The sequence below is a fragment of the Sphingomonas zeae genome, from assembly GCF_014197135.1.
Lineage (GTDB): Bacteria > Pseudomonadota > Alphaproteobacteria > Sphingomonadales > Sphingomonadaceae > Sphingomonas > Sphingomonas zeae.
The window spans coordinates 493,237-512,763 of sequence record NZ_JACIFA010000001.1; the positions used below are offsets into that span (position 1 = coordinate 493,237).

Sequence of the window (19,527 nt, forward strand, 5' to 3'; positions counted from 1 at the left end):
CGGCGCCTCGGACGATGTCGAAGTAAGGATTCTAAATTCGACACCTTGCGCGGCGTCAGCGATCCCGGCGTGGTCGCCGGAGCAGCGCGAGATAGCCGCCGCGTACGAGCTTCATCCCGTCGCGGGCCATGCGGATTGTGGTTTCGCGGATCGCGCTACCGACCCACGTCGCCGCATCCTGGTCATGCTGTGGGAAGATTTGGTCGGCGATCGCGCGGTAGGTGGCGCCGGTGGCGCGCGCGTCGACGACGCGCAGCATCTGCTGCGCGCGACGCCGCCGCTGCGGCGTGATACGCGGATCAGGCGCGACCGTCTTGCCGGTGAGGGCTGCCCAGAATCGGCCGAGCGCCGTCAAGCGATCGGGCGTCAGTTCGTCGAGCGTGATGAGCGCGGCGAGCGGCTTCCCATCGCCAATCGCGGCCAGGTCGACGCTGTAGCGCTCACCGCCCAGGCGGAGCTGCGATGGGACCGCTTCGTGCGCGAAACTGGCGTGCGCCCGGATTTCCTCAACAGTGAGCGGTTCGCCGGATCTCGGTGTCGGGCCGCTGCGGAAGAGAATCACGGCCGGATCTATCTGGGCCGACCAGGAGACCGGTTGGGAAGTGGCGGGGATTTCGGGGTCGGCGGCGAAATCGCAACCCCCAACGAGAAGCGAAATTCGTCGCCGCTTCCCAGGTCATATGACCGGCTGACAGTAATTCATGATAGCCAGCGCGGTACTCGGGATTTCGACGGAGGAACTCCCAAGCGAGCTCCTCCGCATTCAACTGATCGATATAGGTATAGGCGGATTCAGACCGCCAGCTTTCTTCGTCGGGCATTTCCTACCGCCTTCCCGCCTTATCTTTGACGCGAGCGTTGCGGACGGTACGATTCCAAGTTGAGAGGCGGTGGGGAAGAACGGACTGGGATCAGCGTGATGCATGATCCGCATCACGGGGCTAGTGGAGCTGAGGTCTCAGGAGCTGTTCGAAGCCGTTCTCAGTCATCCAGCGCGCTCTCGCCAAGTGGGTGGAATAGACGAGCGACGCCCGCTCCGGATCGTCTTCGGCACTGAGACCGAACAGCACTTCCACCACGTCCTGCCAAGGCGCTCCCTGGGTTTCGGCGTCGAGCAGGCGGAGATATACGGTTGCGTGAGCCTTGTCGTAGGCCGTCAGCTCGGCGTCACCGGGTGGCTGATCGAGAAAATTGTGCTTGGTCACCTTCATCCCCCGGGGCACAGGTTCTATCCATTCTGGAGGAGATTGTTAACGCTGATTTGACCATAGCCCAGCGGCCCGGCGACTCCAGCAAGACCGAGCGCCCTGACAGTGCCGCGAGCTGTCAGCTCTCCGTCTTCGCATGAACCAGCATCACTCCCATGCCCTGGTCGGAACTCAGGAAAACGATGCCGGCTCGTTCGAAGGCTCGTCTGACCTCGTCGCGCGTGCTCTCGTAGACCTCGAGACCGCTCGGCGATTCGAGGCGCTTCAGCGCGGTCAGTGATACTCGGGCCCTGTCAGCGAGCGTCTCCTGTGTCCAACCCAGCAACGCGCGTGCGGCCCGCGATTGTCGGGCGGTGATCATGCATGATCACCTCCCACTCGGACCTACGCGCACGCCAGAACTACGACTATAATAGTCGCTCCTTCTTCGCCTGGCCACCCATTTGCCGTTCTGCGGGTGCGCGTTCGGCGAATTCGCCGCCGACTGATTCGGTCGCCTTGGACGTCAAAGGCCCCGGCCTTTCGGCCGGGGCCTTGCGCGGGGGCCTTAGTCGCCGCGCCGCCCGTTGGGGCGGGACCAGATCAGCGAGAAGGTATCGCCGTCCTCGTCGTCGAAGAGGTTGGCGTAGATCGGAGCGGTGAAGCTCGGGTCGTCGAGCTTGAGGCCCAGATAGTCGCGACCCTCGTTGGAGCGCTTGGACCAGGCGGCGCCGATCTCGGCGCGGCCGACCAGAACCCGGTGGCTGGGGGCGTTCTCGCCGGTGGCGCGGGTGTCGGGAACAATGCGCACGCCCTTGGCCTGGACGCTGAGGGTGACGATTTCGCCGGTGAACTCGTTCGAGCCGGTCTTCTTGAAGGTTCCGATGGTCGCCATTGTAAGTCTCCGTTTTCCGTATTCGAGCCCGCACCATTGCGGCCTCGATGGCGATCGACGGGTCGGAGGCGATCGACGGCGCACCCCGCAGGGGCTGGACAGCAAAGGAGGGCTTTCTTGCCTCGCGAGGAATGACGGCGCAGCCGGCAGGGGAAGAAAGTTTGACGCCGCTGTTGCGCCATAGGCGATCGAGGCTTTAGCCGCCCTTCGGCCAGATCAGGCCATTGAAGAGGCCGTTTGGAGCGGTCGAGGCACGGGTCAGATAACGGAGATGATGGCGGCCACCCTGGATCGGCAATCCGGCGCGGACAAAGGACTTGCCGGCCTTCGCTCCCTCGTCCAGGCTGCTTGCTGCATCCTCGGCTTAGACGCCACCGCAGAGAGCGCCGCGCCCGATCATAGGTCTGCCCCGAGACCGTGCAGCCGCCGGTAGCGCTCCAGCCCCGGTCGTGACCCCGGCCCAGCGTCGAACCGCGCGGCACGCTCCACCGCATCCGCCCTCATACGATGTGGATGTCTCGTGCGAACCGCTTTCCGGTCCGCCGCATGAGGCTGAGCGATCAGGCCTGTGCGAGGCTCTGGCCGGACGGGGCTGGCGCCGTCGCCATCCCCGCGACCCGCACCAAGGCGGTGACGCCGACCGCAATTGCGCCGATGACGGAGAAGGTGATCTGCCACGCGTCGGACGGCATGAGATGCTTGACGATGCCGTGCGTTGCGTGGAACCCGGCGATCGCCGCCGGGGCGACGAAGGCGATGGCCACGATCAGCTTCAGCCATAGGGGCCGCACGAACAGGATCGCGAGCTGGCCGACCGCGAGCGTGACGGCAGCCGCGACGAGGCCGGCGAGAATGGCGCCTGGCAGGCCGGCGCCGGTCCCGTGGGCCCAAGCGCCCACGGTCGCGCCAACGAAGGCCGGAAGGGCGAAGACGGCCAGGGTGAACAGCAGCCAGCACAGCACGCCGATGGCGGCGAGTGAGGCGAGGATTGCGAGAATGATCATGGTGGTGGCCTCCATGACGATAGGTCTGACGGTCGCGCCTGCCACCACCACCACGGCGCACCCGGACTATAGCGGAATATGGCCCCAGCCGGGAGCGGAAATCGCAAGCGACTCCCGCTCGGCGCGGCCTGCTGCGCCCGGTCAGGGGGCGAAGGGGTCGATTTCATGAACGATCTCCGAGGCGTCGCCGTCGTATTCGCTGGCGGGCATGACCGAGAGCGTCCCGTCGCCGGCCTGGAAGATGACGATGGCCGCCATCAGGGTGGTGGCGAGGCTGAAAGCGTAGGCGTGAGCGTCGTTGAGGGACATTTGCTGGGCTCCTGCTGGAGCGGGGGACCATCCCCCGCCGACAGGCGCCCGACGTGTCCGGCCGTGGACTGCAATCACCGCGCAGGCGCAGCCGCAGCGGCGGCATGCTCGCATAGCCGACCCTTTACGGGTTGATGGCGACAAGTCCGCGGTCGGACCAAGGATCAGCGCTGACAGGCGGAGGTGGTTCTCGCGTCAGGAACCCACATCACTCGCCTCGATGCTCTGCTCTGCTTTGCCTGCACCATGTCCCACTCGGCGCGGCTATTGGCTATGCTGCTGGCGGCAGGCTTGGAGTCGCGAGGAACGAACAATGGCGGAGTTCACAGGCAGAGACCTGCATCTCGTGAAGAAGGCCCTCGCGATCGCCGTGCTGGCCATCGAACGTCAGCCGGGTCCATTTCAGTCGGCCTCCGACCAGGCGGACATGAAGGTGCTGCTCGATGCGCTGATCGAGAACGACACCGAGCTCGCGCACTATGCGCGATCCGCCCGGATCGCCGTGACGGGCGAGCCGGATTGAAAAGCGCGTTTGCGGAAATACGCCGATACGCATCTGCGTAATGGCGACAGTGAGAGAAAAGCGAAGGCGGCGCTCACGCGCCGCCGAACTTCCAGACCGGGATGCCGAGCTTCTTGGCCTTGTCGGCAAGGTTGTCGTGGATGCCCGTTCCCGGGAAATGCATCACGCCCTTTGGCACGATCTCCAGCATCTGGTCGTTGCGCTTGAACGGCGCCGCGCGACCGTGCTTCGTCCAGTCGGGCGCGAAGCCGATCTGCGGCACGTTGCGGTTCTTGGCCCACAGCGACGCAATCTTGTCGGCGCCCTTCGGCGACTTGCCATGGACCAGCACCATGTCCGGATGCTTCTCATGCACCTGGTCGAGCTTGGCCCAGATCAGCCGGTGATCGTTGAAATCGAGACCGCCGGTCACGACGATCTTCGGGCCGGGGGGTAGCAGCACCTCCTGATCGGCGCGCTTCTTCGCCATGAGGAAGTCGCGGCTGTCGATCATCGCCGAGGTGAGATTGCGGTGGTTGACCTTCGACCCGCTGCGCGGCAGCCATGCCTTGCCGACCTGGCGTTCGTAATGCTCGGCCGCCTGGTCGCGCATCAGCTCGAAGGCGTTCTGGCGTTCGATGAGCGTCTTGCCCTCGGCGATCAGGCGCTCCAGCTCGACCGACTTCACTTCGCTGCCGTCCTGTTCCCGCTGCGCGCGCTTCTGCGCCTGCTCGTTGTCGTCGAGCTCGCGTGCGACCCGCTCGGTAGCGCGGTGGAAGAGGTTCACGGTCGACCAGAGGAGATCGTCGAGGTCGGGTTCGAGGCGCGTGTCTTCCAGCGTGACGATCAGCGCGTCGAAGATGTCGGCGACGGCGCCCGCCACCGCGTTGCCGTCGGGCAGGAGCCGTTGATCGGGTTCATCGGCAAAGGGCCGATAGCCATGAAGCTGAAGTTCGTTGAGGACATGGTCGGTTTGAGAGGATTCGTGGTGCGGTTCGAAGTCGTCATGCGCGTCCATGGGATGCTCCGTCGATTGGACCGCGACCGTCGCGGCCTTCATGGCGACGAAGCCCACGGGCCGGACGGCTCGGCACCCGGAGCGCAGCGCAGGGCTCGATGGCTAAGGCCGGCTATTTTGTCTCGCGATGGAAAGGCCCGCAGGGCCGCCGGAAAATAGTCGGCCGCCGCCATTGCCGGGCTGGCCGGCTTGTGGGCCGATCGCCCTCTCGAAGGCCGAGGCGCGGTCCCTTAGACGGATCGATGCATCCGGGCGCGCACGGCGGCGCAGCCGTCACGCCCGTTCCTTGCCGGCTATGCCGCCAACGCCAGGAAGCGTGCGACGTCCTGCGGCCCGATCTGAACCCGAGTCTGACTGCGGAGGGCAGCGCGGCCGAGGGTGCGGAGATCCTCGTTGAAGTCGCCGAGCTGGGGCGAGATGACCATCGCCTCGATCCCGGCCGCGTTCGCCCGTTCGACCAGGCTGTCCCGCGCACCATCGCCGGCCGGATCATTGTCGCGCAGGATATAGAGCCGGCGCAGTGTGTCGGGGAACAGGATGGCGGCGAGATGGGCTGCCGAGAGCGCCGCCATCATCGGCATGTCGGGCAGGACTTGCCGGATCGACAGAACGGTCTCGATGCCCTCGCCGGCCGCCATCACCTCGCTGCCGAGACCGAAGCGGACTGCATGCCCAAGAAGGTCACCCATCGCCCGGCGCGGGGTGTCCAGAGGCGCCTTGTCGCGGCGTCGCGGATCGAGCCAGGTGCGATGCGCCCCGGTGATCCTGCCACGCAGGTCGGTGACGGCCGCGATCATGGCGGGCCAGGTCTCGGTCGGTGAATAGTCGTCGGGCCGGTAGTAGCAGCGCGGATGGAAATGGAGATTTCCGGTTCCGCGCAAGTCCGTGATCGCGCGTTCGCGCAAATACGACTGCACGAGCGTCCCGGCGATTGGCTGGGACATTGCGACAAGACGGCGTGCCGCTTCCGGCGAACCGTGCGGCGCCGGGCCCTGACGCAGGAGCGCCGGTCTCGGCTCTGGCTGCGGCATGCTGAGGAAGGTCCGGGCCTCGTCGGCGACGTCCTTGAAATCTACAAGGCCGCAGCTTTCGCGTATCACGTCGAGCAGATCGCCATGTTCGCCCGTGGCGGCGTCGGTCCACTTGCCCGCGGGACCCTTGGGCGAATCCTTCAGCCGCACATACATCGAGCGGCCCGGCGTGTTGCGTACGTCGCCGACGAGCCAGTAGCGGCCCTCGCGCCGGCCTCTGGACAGGTAGTGGCGGCACACCGCCTCGGCCTGACGGCCGAGACGCTGTGCGAGATCGGATGCGTCCTGGCGAGCCATCACGCCGCCTCCCGCTCGGAGATGCGCGCCACCGGATAGGTGTCCAGCAGCTTCGCCAGCACAGCCGGACCGTTGGCGTCGGCGGGGACGAAGAAGCGTAGCTTCCATGAGATGATCTCGCTGAACAGGCCATAGGCCCGCAGCCGATCGCGCATCGCCTCGGAGAAGCCGGTGAGCTCCAGGCGATGCGCGCTCATGACCCTTGCGCGTCGAAGCTGGAGACCTTCCGCAAGGTCGAGGATCGTCGTCCCGTCCATCAGAGCCGTGAAGGCGTGCGCGGGCGACAGCGATGCCGCGCCTGTCGTCGCGGCGTTCGCGGCGTTCGCGGCCCAGGCCGGGGAGACCCGGCGGCCGATGATACGCTCGCCGGCGTCCGTCTGGAGCCGGTAGACCCGGGTCGACTCGTTGGGGAGCCGCTTCCAGATCGGCAGGAGCAGGCCAGCGACGATATGGATCGTGCTGTCGGAGAATTCAGGCAGCTCGGCGAGCTCGGCCTCCCAGGCGGCGGCGAAAGCAGCATCGGCGACTTCCTCCCAATGACTCTCGTCCATCATGCGGAGCGGCGCATAGTGCTGCTCCATCGGTCGGATGAGGCAGACGCGCCGTTCGATCTCGCCGTCGTCGAGCATCATCGACGGCGCGGGTATCTGCACGGCGGCGCGGCCGGAACGGCCGTTGACGAGGAGCCGCGCGCGGGGGTCAGCGAGATGATGGAGTGCATCGGCCAACGGGGTCGGACGGTTGCGTTCGCGCCGCATGATGGTCAGCAGGCGCGTCTCTGCGGAGGTGCCGGGATGGGTATGGATCACCTGGCTGTCGGTGACCACGAAGCTCTCCGCCTGGAGCGTCTCCAGTCCGACGTCATAGTGGCCGCTGTGGATCGCGCCCTCGATCTTCGCCGTCAGGAGCTGCTCAAAGGCCGTGAAGAGAACACCTTGTAGGTCGATGGTGAGCGCCAGCAGGCGATTGAGGAAGGTGGTGATCGGCGGCAGCTCGTCCTTGATGCCGTTGTCGTCCGTCAGCTTGAGGCCGGTGGCGGACTCGAAGCGGTCGAGCGAGCAGCCGTCGACCTTGCCGCGCACGAGCAGAAGATAGAGCTGGCGCAGCGCATCGCGGGCATATGGGCTCTCCAGATTGTCCTCGGGCCGGAACAGGCCCTGGCCCCCGGTCTGGCGTTGGCCGCGCGTGATCGCGCCGAGGGTGTCGAGCCGCCGGGCGATGGTCGAGAGGAACCGCTTCTCGGCCTTCACGTCGGTGGCGATCGGTCGGAAGAGCGGCGGCTGCGCCTGATTGGTGCGGTTGGTGCGACCGAGGCCCTGGATCGCCGCGTCGGCCTTCCAGCCAGGCTCAAGCAGATAGTGGATGCGCAGGCGCTGGTTCCTGGCGGCAAGGTCGGCGTGGTAGCTGCGGCCGGTGCCGCCGGCGTCGGAGAAGACGAGGACGCGCTTGTCATCGTCCATGAACGCGGCCGCCTCCGCGAGATTGGCGGACGCCGCCCTGTTCTCGACGGCAAGGCGCTCGCCGCGTCGGACGACGCGGCGCGACCGCCCTGTCACCTCGGCGACAACGTCCGTGCCGAAGCGCTGGACGATCTGGTCGAGCGCCCCTGGGACGGGGGGCAGCGAGGCGAGCCGTTCGATCAGTTCGTCGCGCCGGGCCACGGCCTCTCGGCTCTCGACGGGCTGGCCGTCGCGATAGACCGGCCGCGACGACAGATTGCCCTCGCTGTCCGAGAACGGCTCGTAGAGCAGGACCGGGAAGGATTGGGCGAGATAGTCCAGCACATATTCGCGAGGGGTGATGTCGACGCGCACGTCGTTCCATTCCTCGGTCGGGATCTCGGCCAGGCGACGTTCCATAAGGGCTTCGCCCGTAGAGACGATCTGGATGACGGCGGAGTGGCCGTCCGTCAGGTCCTGCTCGATCGAGCGGATCAGCGTCGGCGTTTTCATGCTGGTCAGGAGGTGGCCGAAGAAGCGCTGCTTGGCGCTCTCGAAGGCTGAGCGCGCAGCCGACTTGGCCTGCCGGTTCAGCGTACCGCTGTCCCCGGTGATGTTGGCGGCCTGCATCGCGGCGTCGAGATGATTATGGATGATGGCGAAGGCGCCGGCATAGGCATCGTAGATGCGGGTCTGCTCGGGCGTGAGCTGGTGCTCGACCAGCTCGTATTCGACGCCGTCGTAGGAGAGCGAGCGGGCCGTGTAGAGGCCGAGTGAGCGCAGGTCGCGGGCGAGCACCTCCATGGCCGCGACGCCGCCATTCTCGACCGCTTCGACGAATTCGGCGCGGTTGGCGAAGGGGAAATCTTCGCCGCCCCACAGGCCGAGCCGCTGGGCGTAGGCGAGATTGTGGACGGTGGTGGCGCCGGTCGCCGAGACATAGACGACGCGGGCATTCGGCAGCATGTGCTGGAGCCTCAGCCCCGCACGGCCTTGCTGCGATGGGGCGACGTCGCCCCGTTCTCCCTTGCCGCCGCCGGCGTTCTGCATCGCGTGGCTCTCGTCGAAAATGATCACTCCGTCGAAATCGGAGCCCAACCATTCGACGATCTGCTTGACGCGCGAAAGCTTTTCGCCGCGGTCGTCGGATCGTAGCGTGGCGTAGGTGGTGAAAAGGACGCCTTCCTCAAGCCGGATCGCCGAGCCCTGGGGGAAACGCGACAGCGGGGTGACCAGCAGGCGCTCCATGCCGAGGGCCGACCAGTCGCGCTGCGCGTCTTCGAGCAGCTTGTCGGATTTGGAGATCCAGACCGCCTTGCGGCGGCCCTGAAGCCAGTTGTCGAGAATGATGCCGGCCGACTGGCGGCCCTTGCCGGCGCCGGTGCCGTCGCCGAGCATGAAACCACGACGGAAGCGGACCGCCTTCGGCGCGTCGTCCGGCGCGGCGGTGACGAGATCGCCGGTCTCGTCCACGGTCCAGGCACCGGCGAGATATTCGCTATGGGCATCGCCAGCGTAAATCACCGTCTCGAGCTGGGCGTCGGAGAGGATGCCGTCGGTGACGATCGGCGCCGGCAGCGTCGGTCGGTAGCTCGGCTTTGGCGGCGCGACCGAGGCCATGGCGGCGGACTGGACCAGCTTGGTCGGATGCGGCTGCGCGCCGGCGATGCGGATCGACTGGAGCGCATAGGCCTCGTAGATCGAGTCCGACAGGCGGCCGCTTTCCGGGGGCGTCCAGTCGATGGTCTCATAGGCGAGCGGCACGCCTTGAACCTCAGCGATGCGGCGGGCGGGTTGGGCCGTCGCCGTGCGGGCGAGATAGCCCCGCACCGTGCGCGGGGTGGGGGCCGCCGTCGCGGCGGGACGCGCGATCGAGACCGGCAGGCGCGCGGGGATCTGCGCGCCGATCCAGCCGAGCAGCGTCGCGACATCGGGCGCGGTGCCGGCGGAGGCTGGGAACCGCTCGGGGTCGTCGGCCGGCGCCTTGTCGATGACGGTCAGGCGGGTCTCGATGGTCGTGCCGTGCTTGGCATAGACCGAACCGGCGACCGCGGCGGTGAACACGACGCGCCCACGCCCCTGCAGACGGACGAAGGCGTCCCGCCAGGCCGGAAGCTCGGGCGAGAAGTTCGCGCCGGTGATGGCGACCAGGCGCCCGCCATCGGCCAGCCGGGCGAGCGCGGAGGCGATATGCCGGTAGGCGGCGTCGGCGACGCGGCCGGAGACGTTCGCCATCACGGAGAATGGCGGGTTCATGATGACGATGCTCGGCGCGGCGGCCGGATCGAGATGGTCGTCGATCTGGGCCGCGTCGAAGCGCGTGACGGACACGGCCGGAAAGAGAGAGGCGAGAAGATCGGCGCGGGTCTCAGCCAACTCGTTGAGGATGAGCGATGCACCCGCAGTCTCGGCGAGGACGGCGAGCAGCCCGGTGCCGGCGGAGGGCTCGAGCACACGGTCGGCCGGCATGAGTGCAGCGGCCGTCATCGCAGCGAAGCCGAGCGGGACCGGCGTCGAGAATTGCTGGAAGGCCTGGGCCTCCTCGGATCGGCGGGTATGGGTCGGGAGCAGTCCGGCGATCTTGGCGAGCGCGGCGAGCCGCGTAGCCGGCGATGCGGATTTGCGGAAGATCGCCTTTCCGTATTTGCGCAGGAACAGGACCGTGGCGGCCTCGCACGCGTCGTAGGCGGTCTTCCAGTCCCAGGCGCCGGCTGCGTCGGACGCGCCGAACGCCGCCTGCATGGCGGTGCGCAGCGTCGCCGCGTCGACCGATCGGCCTTGTTCAAGATGCGGGAGGAGATGCCGGGCGGTGGCGAAAACGGCCGCAGCAGGAGCGCAACCGGAGACAGACAGAGGCGTGGCGGCCGGTTCGGCCGCGACAAGCGGAGCTTGGAGCATGGAGGTCACTTTCAGGAGAGCGGGACACGGATGAGCCGCGTCGGCGCTCTCTCTGGACCGGACGGGCTCAAACCCGTCCCGGCCATCCTCTCACTCTGACTTGGTGCCCTCCGGCGCGGCCTTGCCCTGACGGATGGGGCTCGATGCCGGCGGACCGCGTCATGCCGCGCGGGCGTCGAGAGCGTTGCCGTGGTCTTGAAGGTGATCGGCCATCGCGAGGAACCGACGTCGATCCTCAGCGCCGCGTTTGACGCGAAATGAGGCGTCCACGACATCGTTGACGCGCACCCATTGGTTCCAGGCGAAACTCCGGCCGAGGCCGACCGTGGTCGCGGTGCTGGGGAAGCGATCGGCCGAGCGGACGAGATCTTCCCAGGAGGCCCCGAACTGCACCTCGCTGAAGCGGCTATGCCGTCCTGTCAGCGCGTTGCGCTCCAGGACGAGGGCACGCTCGAGAAGATCGGGATAATGGGCGGCCAGCCAGTAGAGCTCCCAAATCTTCGATGCTGGGCAGAAGAAGCAGGCCGACTTGATCGGCACCATGTGCGCGCCAAGCGTCTCGGCAATGACGCGGATGCAGTCTGGGCGATCCCATCCGAGCATCTGGAGCGGATAGGCGTAGTCGAAATCCGCATCCGCGGCTGACAGGCGTCGTGACCGCCGCAGATCGGCGCGCCCGCAATCATAACCGATGAGCTTTACGATCCGCGCGCCGCGGCGAGCGGCTTCCAGCCAGATCGAGTGCGGCTCGGCCGCGTTCGGGCCCGATGCGGCGCCTTTGATGGCCTGGTCCTGAGGCTTCTGCTTCCACTTGATCGAGCAGGACTTCAGCCCGAAGGCCAGCGATGGGAGGGTCTCATTGGCCAGGCAATTGCCATAGAGATCGCCATAGGCGGTGCCAGGAAGAGTTTGCTTCCGGCAACGAACGATGGCCGGCCAGGACCAGCGCGCGAGCACGGCGTCCATCCGATCGAGATGATCGAGCGTCGGGGGCTTTTCCGCGGAGGTGTCGGCGAAGGTGATGATGTGCGGGCGCAGCCCGGCGAGCTTCAACGCGATGAGCATGGCGGTTGAGTCGACGCCGGCGCCATAACAGACGGCAAGCAGGCGGTCGGCGAGCGCAGCGCGCAGCCGACGGCGTTGGTCGAGCATAAGTGGCATGTGCGGCTCCGGAAGGGAGAGCGGTGGGAGGGCGAGCCGGCTCCTCGCTCTCTCGACGGGCGGGCTCAACGCCTCCCCGCCGATCCTCTCGCTCTGGCGTTCGCGGAGCCCGGCTCGCCGCGCAGCCTTTCGGCGGCGAGGTGGGAACGCTAGACTTCGCCAGGAAAAGAAACGGGGGCGGCTCGCCGCATGCGAGCTGGTCCCGCAGGCTGGAGATCGGGAGGCGATATGAAAGGCAGCGCAATCGGCATCACGGGGGCGGTGTGCCTGGTGATCGGATTCGGCGCGGGCTTCGCGCTCCGGCCGGTGCTGTCACCCGTCGCGGCATCGCCGGCAGCGGCGGCCGGCGTGGCGCAGCCGACCGAGGAAGAGGCGACCGCCGCCGTGCGGCGTCATCGCCTCTTCACGGGTACCTCGCTGGCGAACGCGACGCTGAAGCTGGGGGACTGTTCTCCGGGCGGTGTCGGCCCCGGGGTGACCTGCATGACGCAGCTCGTGATGGACCCGACCCGTCCCAACGCGACGCCGCAGAATCGGCCGATCGGCTTCGCCCGCGTGAACGGTCAGTGGGAGGTGGCGGTCTGGTAGGGCCGGCTATCCGAACCGGCGCCCGCTGCCGGTGAAGGTGTAGCCATTGGCGAGGATCGCTTCATCGATCACCTCATCCGAGGTCAGATAGTTATATTCGCGTTCGAGCTGGCGATAGAGCCAGCGCGCGAGATCGCGCAGCGGCTCGATCACGAGGTCCTCGGCGTCCGCCGTCATGTCCTGCCAGGTCGGGCTGTCGCGCTCGACCGCGATCGCCATGCAATATTCGTGATAGTAGCGGTCTCGGTGCGTGATGCTCACGCGGAGCTGATAGAAGTTGCGGCGCTGAACCGCCTGAAGCGCATCGGCGATGCGGTGAAGGTCCGCGTCGTCGGGCGCGTGGTCGCGGATGCGGCGCGCGGCGCCTCTGGCGTGATGGTAGCGGCCCTCGAAGCAGGCGCCGTCGCCCTGGTTCCAGAAGCCGGAGAAGTAGATGCACGGCTGCTGCCGCGTGCCGCCGCCGTAGAGGCGCACCGGCACCGTGCGCAGCTCGACGCCGAGGATGGCGCAGATGCGCTCGAAATCGTCGAACACGAACTCGAACCAGTCGTGGTCGATGCCGGCCTCGCGATACCAGGCGCGGGCCCTTTCCTTCGCCGCGTCCGAAAGCTCGTCGAGGCGATAGACGGTGGTTTCGACGATTTCAGGCATCGGGATCGCCTCCGTCGAGCACTTCGGCGAGCCAGCCATTGGTATAGGTCCATGCGAACGTGGCGCCGGTCGCGAGATCGAGGACGTGCGCGCCACCGCCGAAGGCGTTGACGCGCGGGCGCGAGCAGGTGTTGGCGTATTGAAAGCCCCATAGCCCCGTGAGGCCGAAGGCGGCGGCGCAGCGCCTGACGAACTGGATCAGCCGCTCGGGGTCCCCCGTCATGTCGTCGCGCATCCAGAGCTGGGTGCCCCCATGCTCCGGTTCGATGGAAAGGAGGAAGCCGTCGGAGGGCGGCTCCTCCGATGCTCCCTCCTCGGAGAGCGCGTTGTAGAGGTCAAGCGCACGGGCGGCGTTGTCGGGCGTGCCGACGTCGAGCAGGCACGAGAAATGAGTGAAGTAATCGGCCATGTCAGGCTCCTTGAAACGCAAGTGCCCGGCGCGATGGCCGGGCTTCGGAGTTGCGGGTCGATGGGTGAGGATCAGGCGGCGGGCGGCCTGTGGATCCGGTCGTCGTCGAACTCGATGTCCTCGATCACGGTTTCTCGGCCGTCGCCCGTGCAGCGGTCGATGAAGGCGATGACGCCTTCCCGGCGCTCGTCGGTATCGATGTGGTCTGGAGAGGCCGTCGACTCCACGACGACGGCGGCCGCCGTCTTGGCCTTCTCGATCGCTTCCGCGTCGCTCGCGGCCTGGACGGTCAGCGTGTCATAGGCGCGAAGCCAGAAGCCGATCTTGACGATGTAGTCGCTCATGACGGGCCTCCCGCGTCGGGATCGCGCGCACCAGCGACGATCGCATTGGCCTTGCGGACGGCGGACTGCGCCGCCGGCAGCCAGCGCCCGAAGTCATGGGCGGAGAGGCCCGTAGGCTGAGCGACCGAGGAAAGCTGCGCGAGCAGCTCGGCGAAGTGGTCGGCCTTGCGCTGGACGGTTTCATCGAACTGGCTCGGAATAGGCAGCAACGGCACGCTGTAGGGATCGACCGCGCCGGGCCAGGCGCCGGTGACATGGGTCTCGCCGGCGCATTCAAAGTCTTCCCTGGAACCCTCCCAGTCGTCGTCCTCGATGGCAAGGCGGCAGGCTTCGGCGAGGCTGTTCGCGGCGTAGCGACGCTGCCGATAGACGGGAATCCGGTAGCTGGTTTCGATGGTGAAGCTGGGCATGCTGATCTCCTGAAACGAAAGGAGCCCGGCACGGGGCCGGGCTCGTGGGTCGCATGGCGGTGGCGACGGCTAGTAGCCGAACCGCCAGGACGGCCAAGCTTGACCGTCATCGGCGGCGCGAACGGCCTCGGCGAGATAGACGGCGTCGCCGTCGACCGCGATCGGATCGCGGACAGGCGTTTCGTCGATGACAGTCACCCGGCAGACGAGGCCGTCTTCGACTTCGACGTGGACGGGTACGAGATACTGGAAGACGACGCGGCGGGGCGTCGTGGAATCGGGCTGATCCATGGTTCGGTCCTTCGGCCAGGGAGATGCGGAGCGGCCGAAGCCGCCCCGCTGGTCCGTCACTCGGCGGCGGCGAGGTGGCGTTCCTCGTCGTCCGCGTCGGTCGAGACCTCGTCCTCGTCGTCGCCGTTGAGGAATGCCGGCAACGCGGCGCCCTCGTCGTGCCCAGCCTCGCTATCGGCGGCGAGTTCGGCGTCGAGCAGGCGGAGCGGCTCGGGCAGCCAGCCGGCATCCGCCAGCAACCGCTCGGCCTCCTTGGCCATGTCGCCCTTCTTGAGGTGATCGATGAGCTGCGCGGCCTGCTCGCCGGCGCCCTCGCGCACCGCCTGCAGGATGCGGGGCTTGGTGACGCGCCCGAGATAGTTGTCGACCGTAGGGCGCCAGCCGACGTCCACCATGTCGAGCCCGGTCGCGCGCGCCAGACGGTCGGCCTGCGCGAGCCGCATGTCGAGCGTGTGCTGCGAGACGCCGCTGGAGCTGTGCGGGTTCGGCCGCTCGTAGAGCGCATTCACGCCAAAGCTGACGCAATGCGCCAGGAGCGCCATGCGGCTGGCGTCGTCGAGGCTGGCGAGCCAGTCCCAGAGGGCTTCGTCGTCCTTCGGAACGTCGGCGGCCCAGGCATCGTGACGGTCTTGCACCGCGCGCGCGGAGGGGCTGTCCTTCAGGTCGGTATCCTGAACGGGGAAGTAGATATCCCTCACCGACGCCTCCAGGGCGCCGTTATACATGCGCGTCATGAACCTGTCGGAGACGAGCTTGTGGAGCAGCGCCGTCATGGCGATGTGCGGATTGTCCGCCACCGCGTTGCGCAACGCGAGCGTCCGAGACGCCGTCAGCTCGACGATCAGGCGCTCGTGGAGCGGCTTGATCGCGTCCTCCTCGTCGTCGTCGGGCTCGGCCGACTGTCCGCCGATGGTGATGACGGCGCGCTGCACGGCCGGCGACGCCGGGTCGTTGGCCGCGCCGGACGCGGCCGGGGCATCGTCGCCTTCGGGCTCCGCCGGAGCCTCGTCCTCGGGACGGACATAGCCGCAGTCCACCGCGAGCGATCCGTCGGCGTCGATGCTGATGAAGACGCCCGCGCGGGCGATCTCGGCGGGATCGTAGATCACCGGACGCTGCTCGAAGGCGTCGAGCGCCTGTTCGATCTCGCCGAGCCGCTGATCGATCTCGTCCGGCAGTTCGTCGGCTTCCGCATATTCGGATTCGAGCCGATCATATTCGTCGCGCAGAGCCTCGCGCGACGCGCGCTCCTCGTCGGTCAGATCGATCGTCTCGCCGGCCAGCTCGCGCAGCCCGTGGTCGTGGCCATAGGGGAAGCTGACGGCCACCTCGATCCACTTCCAGCCCTCGGCCGCGATCGTCTCGGCCTCGGCCTTGAGCTTTTCGGCCACCAGGCGATCGAGAAGCGCCGCGTCCTGCAGCCAGCCGCCGTCATCGGCCTGGAACAGGTCGCGGACGATGCATCCGCCTGCGGCCTCATAGGCGGCGACGCCGACGAACAGGGCGCGCTTGTCCGAGGCCCGCACGGTGGTCTCGTTCAGCATGCGCCGGATCTGATAGGGCTCCTTCGACCAGCTCTTGCTGATCGCCTCCCAGACCTGTTCCTGGCGGGCGTGATTGTCGGTGACGGTGAACGCCATGAGCTGCTCCAGCGTCATGCCGTCGTCGGCATAGACGTCGAGCAGAGTCGGCGAGACCGCGGCCAGGCGCAGGCGCTGCTTGACGACCTGCACGGTCACGCGATGGGCGGCCGCGATGTCCTCCTCGGGCGTGCCCTTGAGGCGCATGTCCTGAAAGGCGCGGAATTCGTCTAGCGGATGCAGCGGCTCGCGATCGGTGTTCTCGATGAGGGACACTTCCTCATCGAGGATGGGATCGCCGGCGGGGCGGACGACGCACGGCACGAGGGCCGTCTTGGCGAGCCGCTTCTGCTTCACCAGCAGCTCGAGAGCCCGAAACCGGCGACCGCCGGCCGGCACCTCGAACAAGCCGGTCTCCTTGCCCTCCTGATCCACCACGGGGCGGACGCTGAGGCTCTGGATGAGGCCGCGACGGGCGATCGAGACCGCCAGGTCGTCGATCGAAACGCCGGCCTTCACGCGCCGGACGTTCCTCTGGCTCAGCACCAGCTTGTTGAAGGGAATGTCGCGCGCCGGCGACAGGATGATCTTCTGAACAGTAGTAGCCATCGGGATTTACTCCGCGACGGGCGGTCGAGAGACTCTCTCTCAACCTCCAACCCGTCACGAAATCCCGGCCCTCCTCTGCCTCTCTTCTGCCGGCGCGGCGACCGTGATCCGGCAGAAGATATCGCCGCCGGACGTCCTGTGGCATAGGGCAAGGGCGACTATAATAGTCGCCGTGGGCGCCGGCATTGGGCGGGCGCCTTTCAGCACGAGGGTGGTGGGACGTATCGAGCAGGATGGTCGTCGCGTCACCACAGGCCGGCCGGGCCGTAGCGCAGGCGGGTCGCGGGAGATGTCATGAAGACGGCCATTGCCGAGGAGCGGCGCTCAGCGCCCTGGGGTTGGATCAGGAACTTCGCGGGATGGCGGCCACGACGGCATCGCGTATCGAGCGCCGATCGCGCGCTCATTTGCGCCCAGGGCAAGGCGTTGACGCTGCTGCTCACCGCGCTCCAGGCGCGCGGCCATCTTCAGGTCGGCGAGTTCGCCGATATGCTCGGCGTGTTCAGCGTCGTCGTCGGAAAGGACGACGATCTCGAAGGCGATATCCTGGCGGTCTGGGCGGCAATCAGGAAGGAGAGCCTGTAGGGACTGGCGCGCAGGCGCTAAGCCGGAAAGACGTCATTGCGTCTCTCCGGCCTCCCGGGTCCTGCCGCTATTCAAACCCGTCCGCAGAGCGGATTGACGCGTCGGACGATGACGGGACGCGTGTCGGCCGCCTGCGCGAGCCGCCGGATCAAAGAAAGATCCGCTTCGGAGCAATCCCCGCGCACCTCGATGTCGACCCAGTGGCCGGCCCGACCGACATGGGAGTCGCGCAGGCGATGATTGGACGAGGTGTAGAAGCTCTCGTTCGGATCGATCAGGCGTACCCGCGACGTCAGGAAGAGGATGCCGGAGCCGAGATTGCCGCAGAAGAGCAGCTCGTCGGCCGGGGTCGTCTTCGGCCCGCCGCCGACCGACTTTCGTCCGATCTGGCGAAAAGCCTCCTCGAAAGTGGCGGGATTGGCGGTGATCCGCGCCTGGGTCTGTTGATGAAAGAGCCATGGCGGGCGATCGGGATCGAGACGGCCGATGGCGATCTGATGGAGAAAGTCCGCGAAACTCGCGGGGTCGGCGGGGTACGGGCAGGTACGCCACAGGGCGCGAACCTTGCGCCGGAGCGGAGCGGGCAGCGCGAAGAGCCTGGCCCGGGCCTCGCGCCAGCGAGCCGCGCGTTGACGGCGCTGTTCATGCTCGCGGTCGATCCACCAGACATGACGGCGGGCCATCTCCTCGTCGACATCGCGCTGGCCGGCGGCGATCGCGTCGGCGAAGAGCGGCAGGGCGTCGCGCTCGCGGCGCTGCTTGCGGAGGAGCGCCGCGCGTTTGCGCGGCGTCTCCCGATAGGCGGTTGGGCGCGGCCAGCGACGGAAGCGCATCATACGTCCTCCCGGCTGGCGTGATGAACCGCATGAAGCACGCGCTCGGCGGCTCGAATGCTCCCGGTCCTGCGCGCCGCCTCGGCCCAGGCCGAGATCGGGAACAGGCCCTCGAACAGGATGTCGCGCTCGATGCCGAGGCCGAACGGCAGGCGCACCGCCGCGAGTTCCGACAGGCTGAACGACCCGAGCTCAGGCTCGCCAAGATCGGCGAGACCGAACAGGGTGTCGCCGTCGGCGTCGAGTTCGGTGGCGAGCCAGACGCCTTCGCCCAGCGGGTTGAAGAACTTGACCACGGGCATAGGGTCGGCGTCCGCCTGCCGGCCGTTCGCCAGCAGGCGCTGGCGCAGCTCGGAAGTGAGGAGGATCATGCCGCCCTCCTGTCGGTCGAAGGTGCGGCCTGGTCGTCCGCGGGCAGGAAGGCGAGCAGCCAGTCGGCCGCCTTGCTCGCCTGGCTGGCGGCGCGGACAATGGCGCGATTGTCCTCGCGCAGCACCTCCAGCCAGGAGCCGATATAGTCGGCATGCCTGACGGTCGGCACGATGCCGATCGAGGCGCAGCAGAAGGCGGCGTTCATTTCGGCGACCAGTTCCTCGAACGCGTATTTCTTGGTGCCGAAGGAGCCGGAGAAGTCGCGGTTGAGCCGCGAGGGGTGGCCGCTGGCGTGGCCCAGCTCGTGGAGCGCCGTGCGGTGCCAGTTGATGGGCTCGAAATAGGCCTGCGGCGGCGGAACCTGCACATAGTCGAGCGCCGGCACATAGAAGGCGCGGTTGCCGCCGATGCGGAAGTCGATGCCGGTCGCGCGGATCAGCGCTTCGACCCGCGGCTCGATGAGGCCGGGCGGCGGCGGCGCGACGAACGCGACATCCTCCGGCAGGTTCTCACATTGTGCGGCGTTGAAGACGGTGAAGCGCTTGAGGAACGGAATGGCCTGGGCTTCCTCACCCGTCTCGCGGGCCCGGCGCTTTTCGTCGTCCGGCACGAAGCGGTCCGCATAGACGACGGTCGTGCCGCGCTCGCCCTTGCGAACATTGCCGCCGAGCGCGAGGGCTTGGCGGAACGTCAGCCAACTCTGACCAGGGAAGCCGTGCTCGATGACGGCGCCCCACAGGATCAGCACATTGATCCCTGAATAGTGCCGGTCCGTCGCGGCGTTCCGCGGCATGGCGAGCGGCGCCTTCGCCGCCGCCGTTCCCCATGGCTGGACCCAGGGGACGCGCCCCGCCTCCAGCTCGGCGATGATCTTGCCGGTGATTTCGTCGTAAAGGCTCGTCCGGTCCTGGCCGGCGCGAGCGGGTGCGGTCTTTCTGGACATCGCGGATCTCCGCGACGGGCGACCGAGAGCCTCTCTCTCGACCTCCAACCCGTCACGGCAAAGCCGGTCCGCACTCTCCCTCTCGGGGGCGTTGCGGGGTCTCCCCGCAGAAGGGGTCGGCCGAGACCCGGGGCTCGGACGCAGGGGAACGCGTTCCCCTCTCAAGCATGC

The 19,527-nt window shown here is 67.5% G+C and carries 23 protein-coding genes; 3 read left to right on the forward strand and 20 right to left on the reverse strand.

The features are described 5' to 3' along the window. Window positions 1–55: 55 nt before the first annotated feature. The 7 genes from GGR45_RS19615 to GGR45_RS02420 form a co-directional block, all read right to left on the reverse strand. The gene (locus GGR45_RS19615; protein ID WP_013041727.1) at window positions 56–562 is read right to left on the reverse strand and encodes a DUF2285 domain-containing protein; all 507 of its coding nucleotides are present in this window, start codon (window positions 560–562) and stop codon (window positions 56–58) included. Beyond that, entirely contained in the window at window positions 507–821 is a 315-nt protein-coding gene (locus GGR45_RS19970; protein WP_221235826.1) for a transcriptional regulator domain-containing protein, read from the reverse strand. The genes GGR45_RS19615 and GGR45_RS19970 overlap by 56 nt, the downstream gene beginning before the upstream one ends. Before the next feature lie 120 nt (window positions 822–941). After that, window positions 942–1,211: a DNA -binding domain-containing protein gene (locus tag GGR45_RS02400; RefSeq protein ID WP_021223117.1), complete on the reverse strand. Its 270-nt coding sequence runs from the start codon at window positions 1,209–1,211 to the stop codon at window positions 942–944. A gap of 115 nt (window positions 1,212–1,326) precedes the next feature. Then, complete coding sequence (locus GGR45_RS02405; protein ID WP_013041729.1) at window positions 1,327–1,569, reverse strand: helix-turn-helix domain-containing protein; 243 nt, start codon at window positions 1,567–1,569, stop codon at window positions 1,327–1,329. A 186-nt stretch (window positions 1,570–1,755) separates the two neighbouring features. Beyond that, window positions 1,756–2,082 (reverse strand): DUF736 domain-containing protein, encoded by a 327-nt coding sequence (locus GGR45_RS02410; protein ID WP_013041730.1) that lies wholly within the window; start codon window positions 2,080–2,082, stop codon window positions 1,756–1,758. Between the two features lie 560 nt (window positions 2,083–2,642). Further along, on the reverse strand, window positions 2,643–3,101 hold the full coding sequence (locus tag GGR45_RS02415) for a hypothetical protein (protein WP_425505830.1): 459 nt from the start codon (window positions 3,099–3,101) through the stop codon (window positions 2,643–2,645). A gap of 126 nt (window positions 3,102–3,227) precedes the next feature. Continuing rightward, window positions 3,228–3,395: a hypothetical protein gene (locus GGR45_RS02420; protein WP_021223113.1), complete on the reverse strand. Its 168-nt coding sequence runs from the start codon at window positions 3,393–3,395 to the stop codon at window positions 3,228–3,230. Window positions 3,396–3,708: 313 nt separating this feature from the next. On the opposite strand from GGR45_RS02420, the gene GGR45_RS02425 reads away from it, so the two are divergent. Next, window positions 3,709–3,918 (forward strand): hypothetical protein, encoded by a 210-nt coding sequence (locus tag GGR45_RS02425; protein WP_013041735.1) that lies wholly within the window; start codon window positions 3,709–3,711, stop codon window positions 3,916–3,918. A gap of 73 nt (window positions 3,919–3,991) precedes the next feature. Here GGR45_RS02425 and GGR45_RS02430 read toward each other — a convergent pair whose 3' ends face one another. The 4 genes from GGR45_RS02430 to GGR45_RS02445 form a co-directional block, all read right to left on the reverse strand. After that, on the reverse strand, window positions 3,992–4,915 hold the full coding sequence (locus tag GGR45_RS02430) for a DUF2493 domain-containing protein (protein ID WP_013041736.1): 924 nt from the start codon (window positions 4,913–4,915) through the stop codon (window positions 3,992–3,994). Between the two features lie 293 nt (window positions 4,916–5,208). Then, window positions 5,209–6,243: a DUF7146 domain-containing protein gene (locus tag GGR45_RS02435; RefSeq protein WP_013041737.1), complete on the reverse strand. Its 1,035-nt coding sequence runs from the start codon at window positions 6,241–6,243 to the stop codon at window positions 5,209–5,211. Then, window positions 6,243–10,580, reverse strand: coding sequence for a strawberry notch family protein (locus GGR45_RS02440; RefSeq protein WP_013041738.1), 4,338 nt, complete (start codon window positions 10,578–10,580; stop codon window positions 6,243–6,245). The genes GGR45_RS02435 and GGR45_RS02440 overlap by 1 nt, the downstream gene beginning before the upstream one ends. Window positions 10,581–10,739: 159 nt before the next feature. Next, complete coding sequence (locus GGR45_RS02445) at window positions 10,740–11,732, reverse strand: adenine nucleotide alpha hydrolase family protein (RefSeq protein WP_217498125.1); 993 nt, start codon at window positions 11,730–11,732, stop codon at window positions 10,740–10,742. A 237-nt stretch (window positions 11,733–11,969) separates the two neighbouring features. On the opposite strand from GGR45_RS02445, the gene GGR45_RS02450 reads away from it, so the two are divergent. After that, on the forward strand, window positions 11,970–12,329 hold the full coding sequence (locus GGR45_RS02450) for a hypothetical protein (protein WP_013041740.1): 360 nt from the start codon (window positions 11,970–11,972) through the stop codon (window positions 12,327–12,329). Window positions 12,330–12,335: 6 nt separating this feature from the next. On the opposite strand, the gene GGR45_RS02455 is transcribed toward GGR45_RS02450, so the two are convergent. From GGR45_RS02455 to GGR45_RS02480, 6 genes are all read right to left on the reverse strand, one after another. Continuing rightward, window positions 12,336–12,980 (reverse strand): hypothetical protein, encoded by a 645-nt coding sequence (locus GGR45_RS02455; RefSeq protein WP_013041741.1) that lies wholly within the window; start codon window positions 12,978–12,980, stop codon window positions 12,336–12,338. After that, the gene (locus tag GGR45_RS02460) at window positions 12,973–13,389 is read right to left on the reverse strand and encodes a hypothetical protein (RefSeq protein WP_013041742.1); all 417 of its coding nucleotides are present in this window, start codon (window positions 13,387–13,389) and stop codon (window positions 12,973–12,975) included. The genes GGR45_RS02455 and GGR45_RS02460 overlap by 8 nt, the downstream gene beginning before the upstream one ends. A 71-nt stretch (window positions 13,390–13,460) precedes the next feature. After that, window positions 13,461–13,733, reverse strand: coding sequence for a hypothetical protein (locus GGR45_RS02465; RefSeq protein ID WP_013041743.1), 273 nt, complete (start codon window positions 13,731–13,733; stop codon window positions 13,461–13,463). Then, on the reverse strand, window positions 13,730–14,143 hold the full coding sequence (locus GGR45_RS02470; RefSeq protein WP_013041744.1) for a hypothetical protein: 414 nt from the start codon (window positions 14,141–14,143) through the stop codon (window positions 13,730–13,732). Before GGR45_RS02470 ends, GGR45_RS02465 begins: the two co-directional genes overlap by 4 nt. A 69-nt stretch (window positions 14,144–14,212) precedes the next feature. Continuing rightward, the gene (locus tag GGR45_RS02475) at window positions 14,213–14,434 is read right to left on the reverse strand and encodes a hypothetical protein (protein WP_013041745.1); all 222 of its coding nucleotides are present in this window, start codon (window positions 14,432–14,434) and stop codon (window positions 14,213–14,215) included. A gap of 56 nt (window positions 14,435–14,490) precedes the next feature. Next, complete coding sequence (locus GGR45_RS02480; RefSeq protein ID WP_013041746.1) at window positions 14,491–16,623, reverse strand: ParB/RepB/Spo0J family partition protein; 2,133 nt, start codon at window positions 16,621–16,623, stop codon at window positions 14,491–14,493. A gap of 294 nt (window positions 16,624–16,917) precedes the next feature. Here GGR45_RS02480 and GGR45_RS02485 point away from each other — a divergent pair, with 294 nt between their 5' ends. Next, entirely contained in the window at window positions 16,918–17,208 is a 291-nt protein-coding gene (locus tag GGR45_RS02485; RefSeq protein WP_013041748.1) for a hypothetical protein, read from the forward strand. A 71-nt stretch (window positions 17,209–17,279) separates the two neighbouring features. On the opposite strand, the gene GGR45_RS02490 is transcribed toward GGR45_RS02485, so the two are convergent. Genes GGR45_RS02490 through GGR45_RS02500 form a run of 3 tightly spaced genes read right to left on the reverse strand, consistent with a single transcriptional unit; the run spans window position 17,280 to window position 19,356 of the window. Further along, the gene (locus GGR45_RS02490) at window positions 17,280–18,044 is read right to left on the reverse strand and encodes a hypothetical protein (protein WP_013041749.1); all 765 of its coding nucleotides are present in this window, start codon (window positions 18,042–18,044) and stop codon (window positions 17,280–17,282) included. After that, the gene (locus GGR45_RS02495) at window positions 18,041–18,412 is read right to left on the reverse strand and encodes a DUF2958 domain-containing protein (protein ID WP_013041750.1); all 372 of its coding nucleotides are present in this window, start codon (window positions 18,410–18,412) and stop codon (window positions 18,041–18,043) included. The genes GGR45_RS02490 and GGR45_RS02495 overlap by 4 nt, the downstream gene beginning before the upstream one ends. Further along, window positions 18,409–19,356, reverse strand: a complete 948-nt coding sequence (locus tag GGR45_RS02500; RefSeq protein WP_175313942.1) for an ArdC family protein — start codon at window positions 19,354–19,356, stop codon at window positions 18,409–18,411. The genes GGR45_RS02495 and GGR45_RS02500 overlap by 4 nt, the downstream gene beginning before the upstream one ends. Window positions 19,357–19,527: the final 171 nt, after the last annotated feature.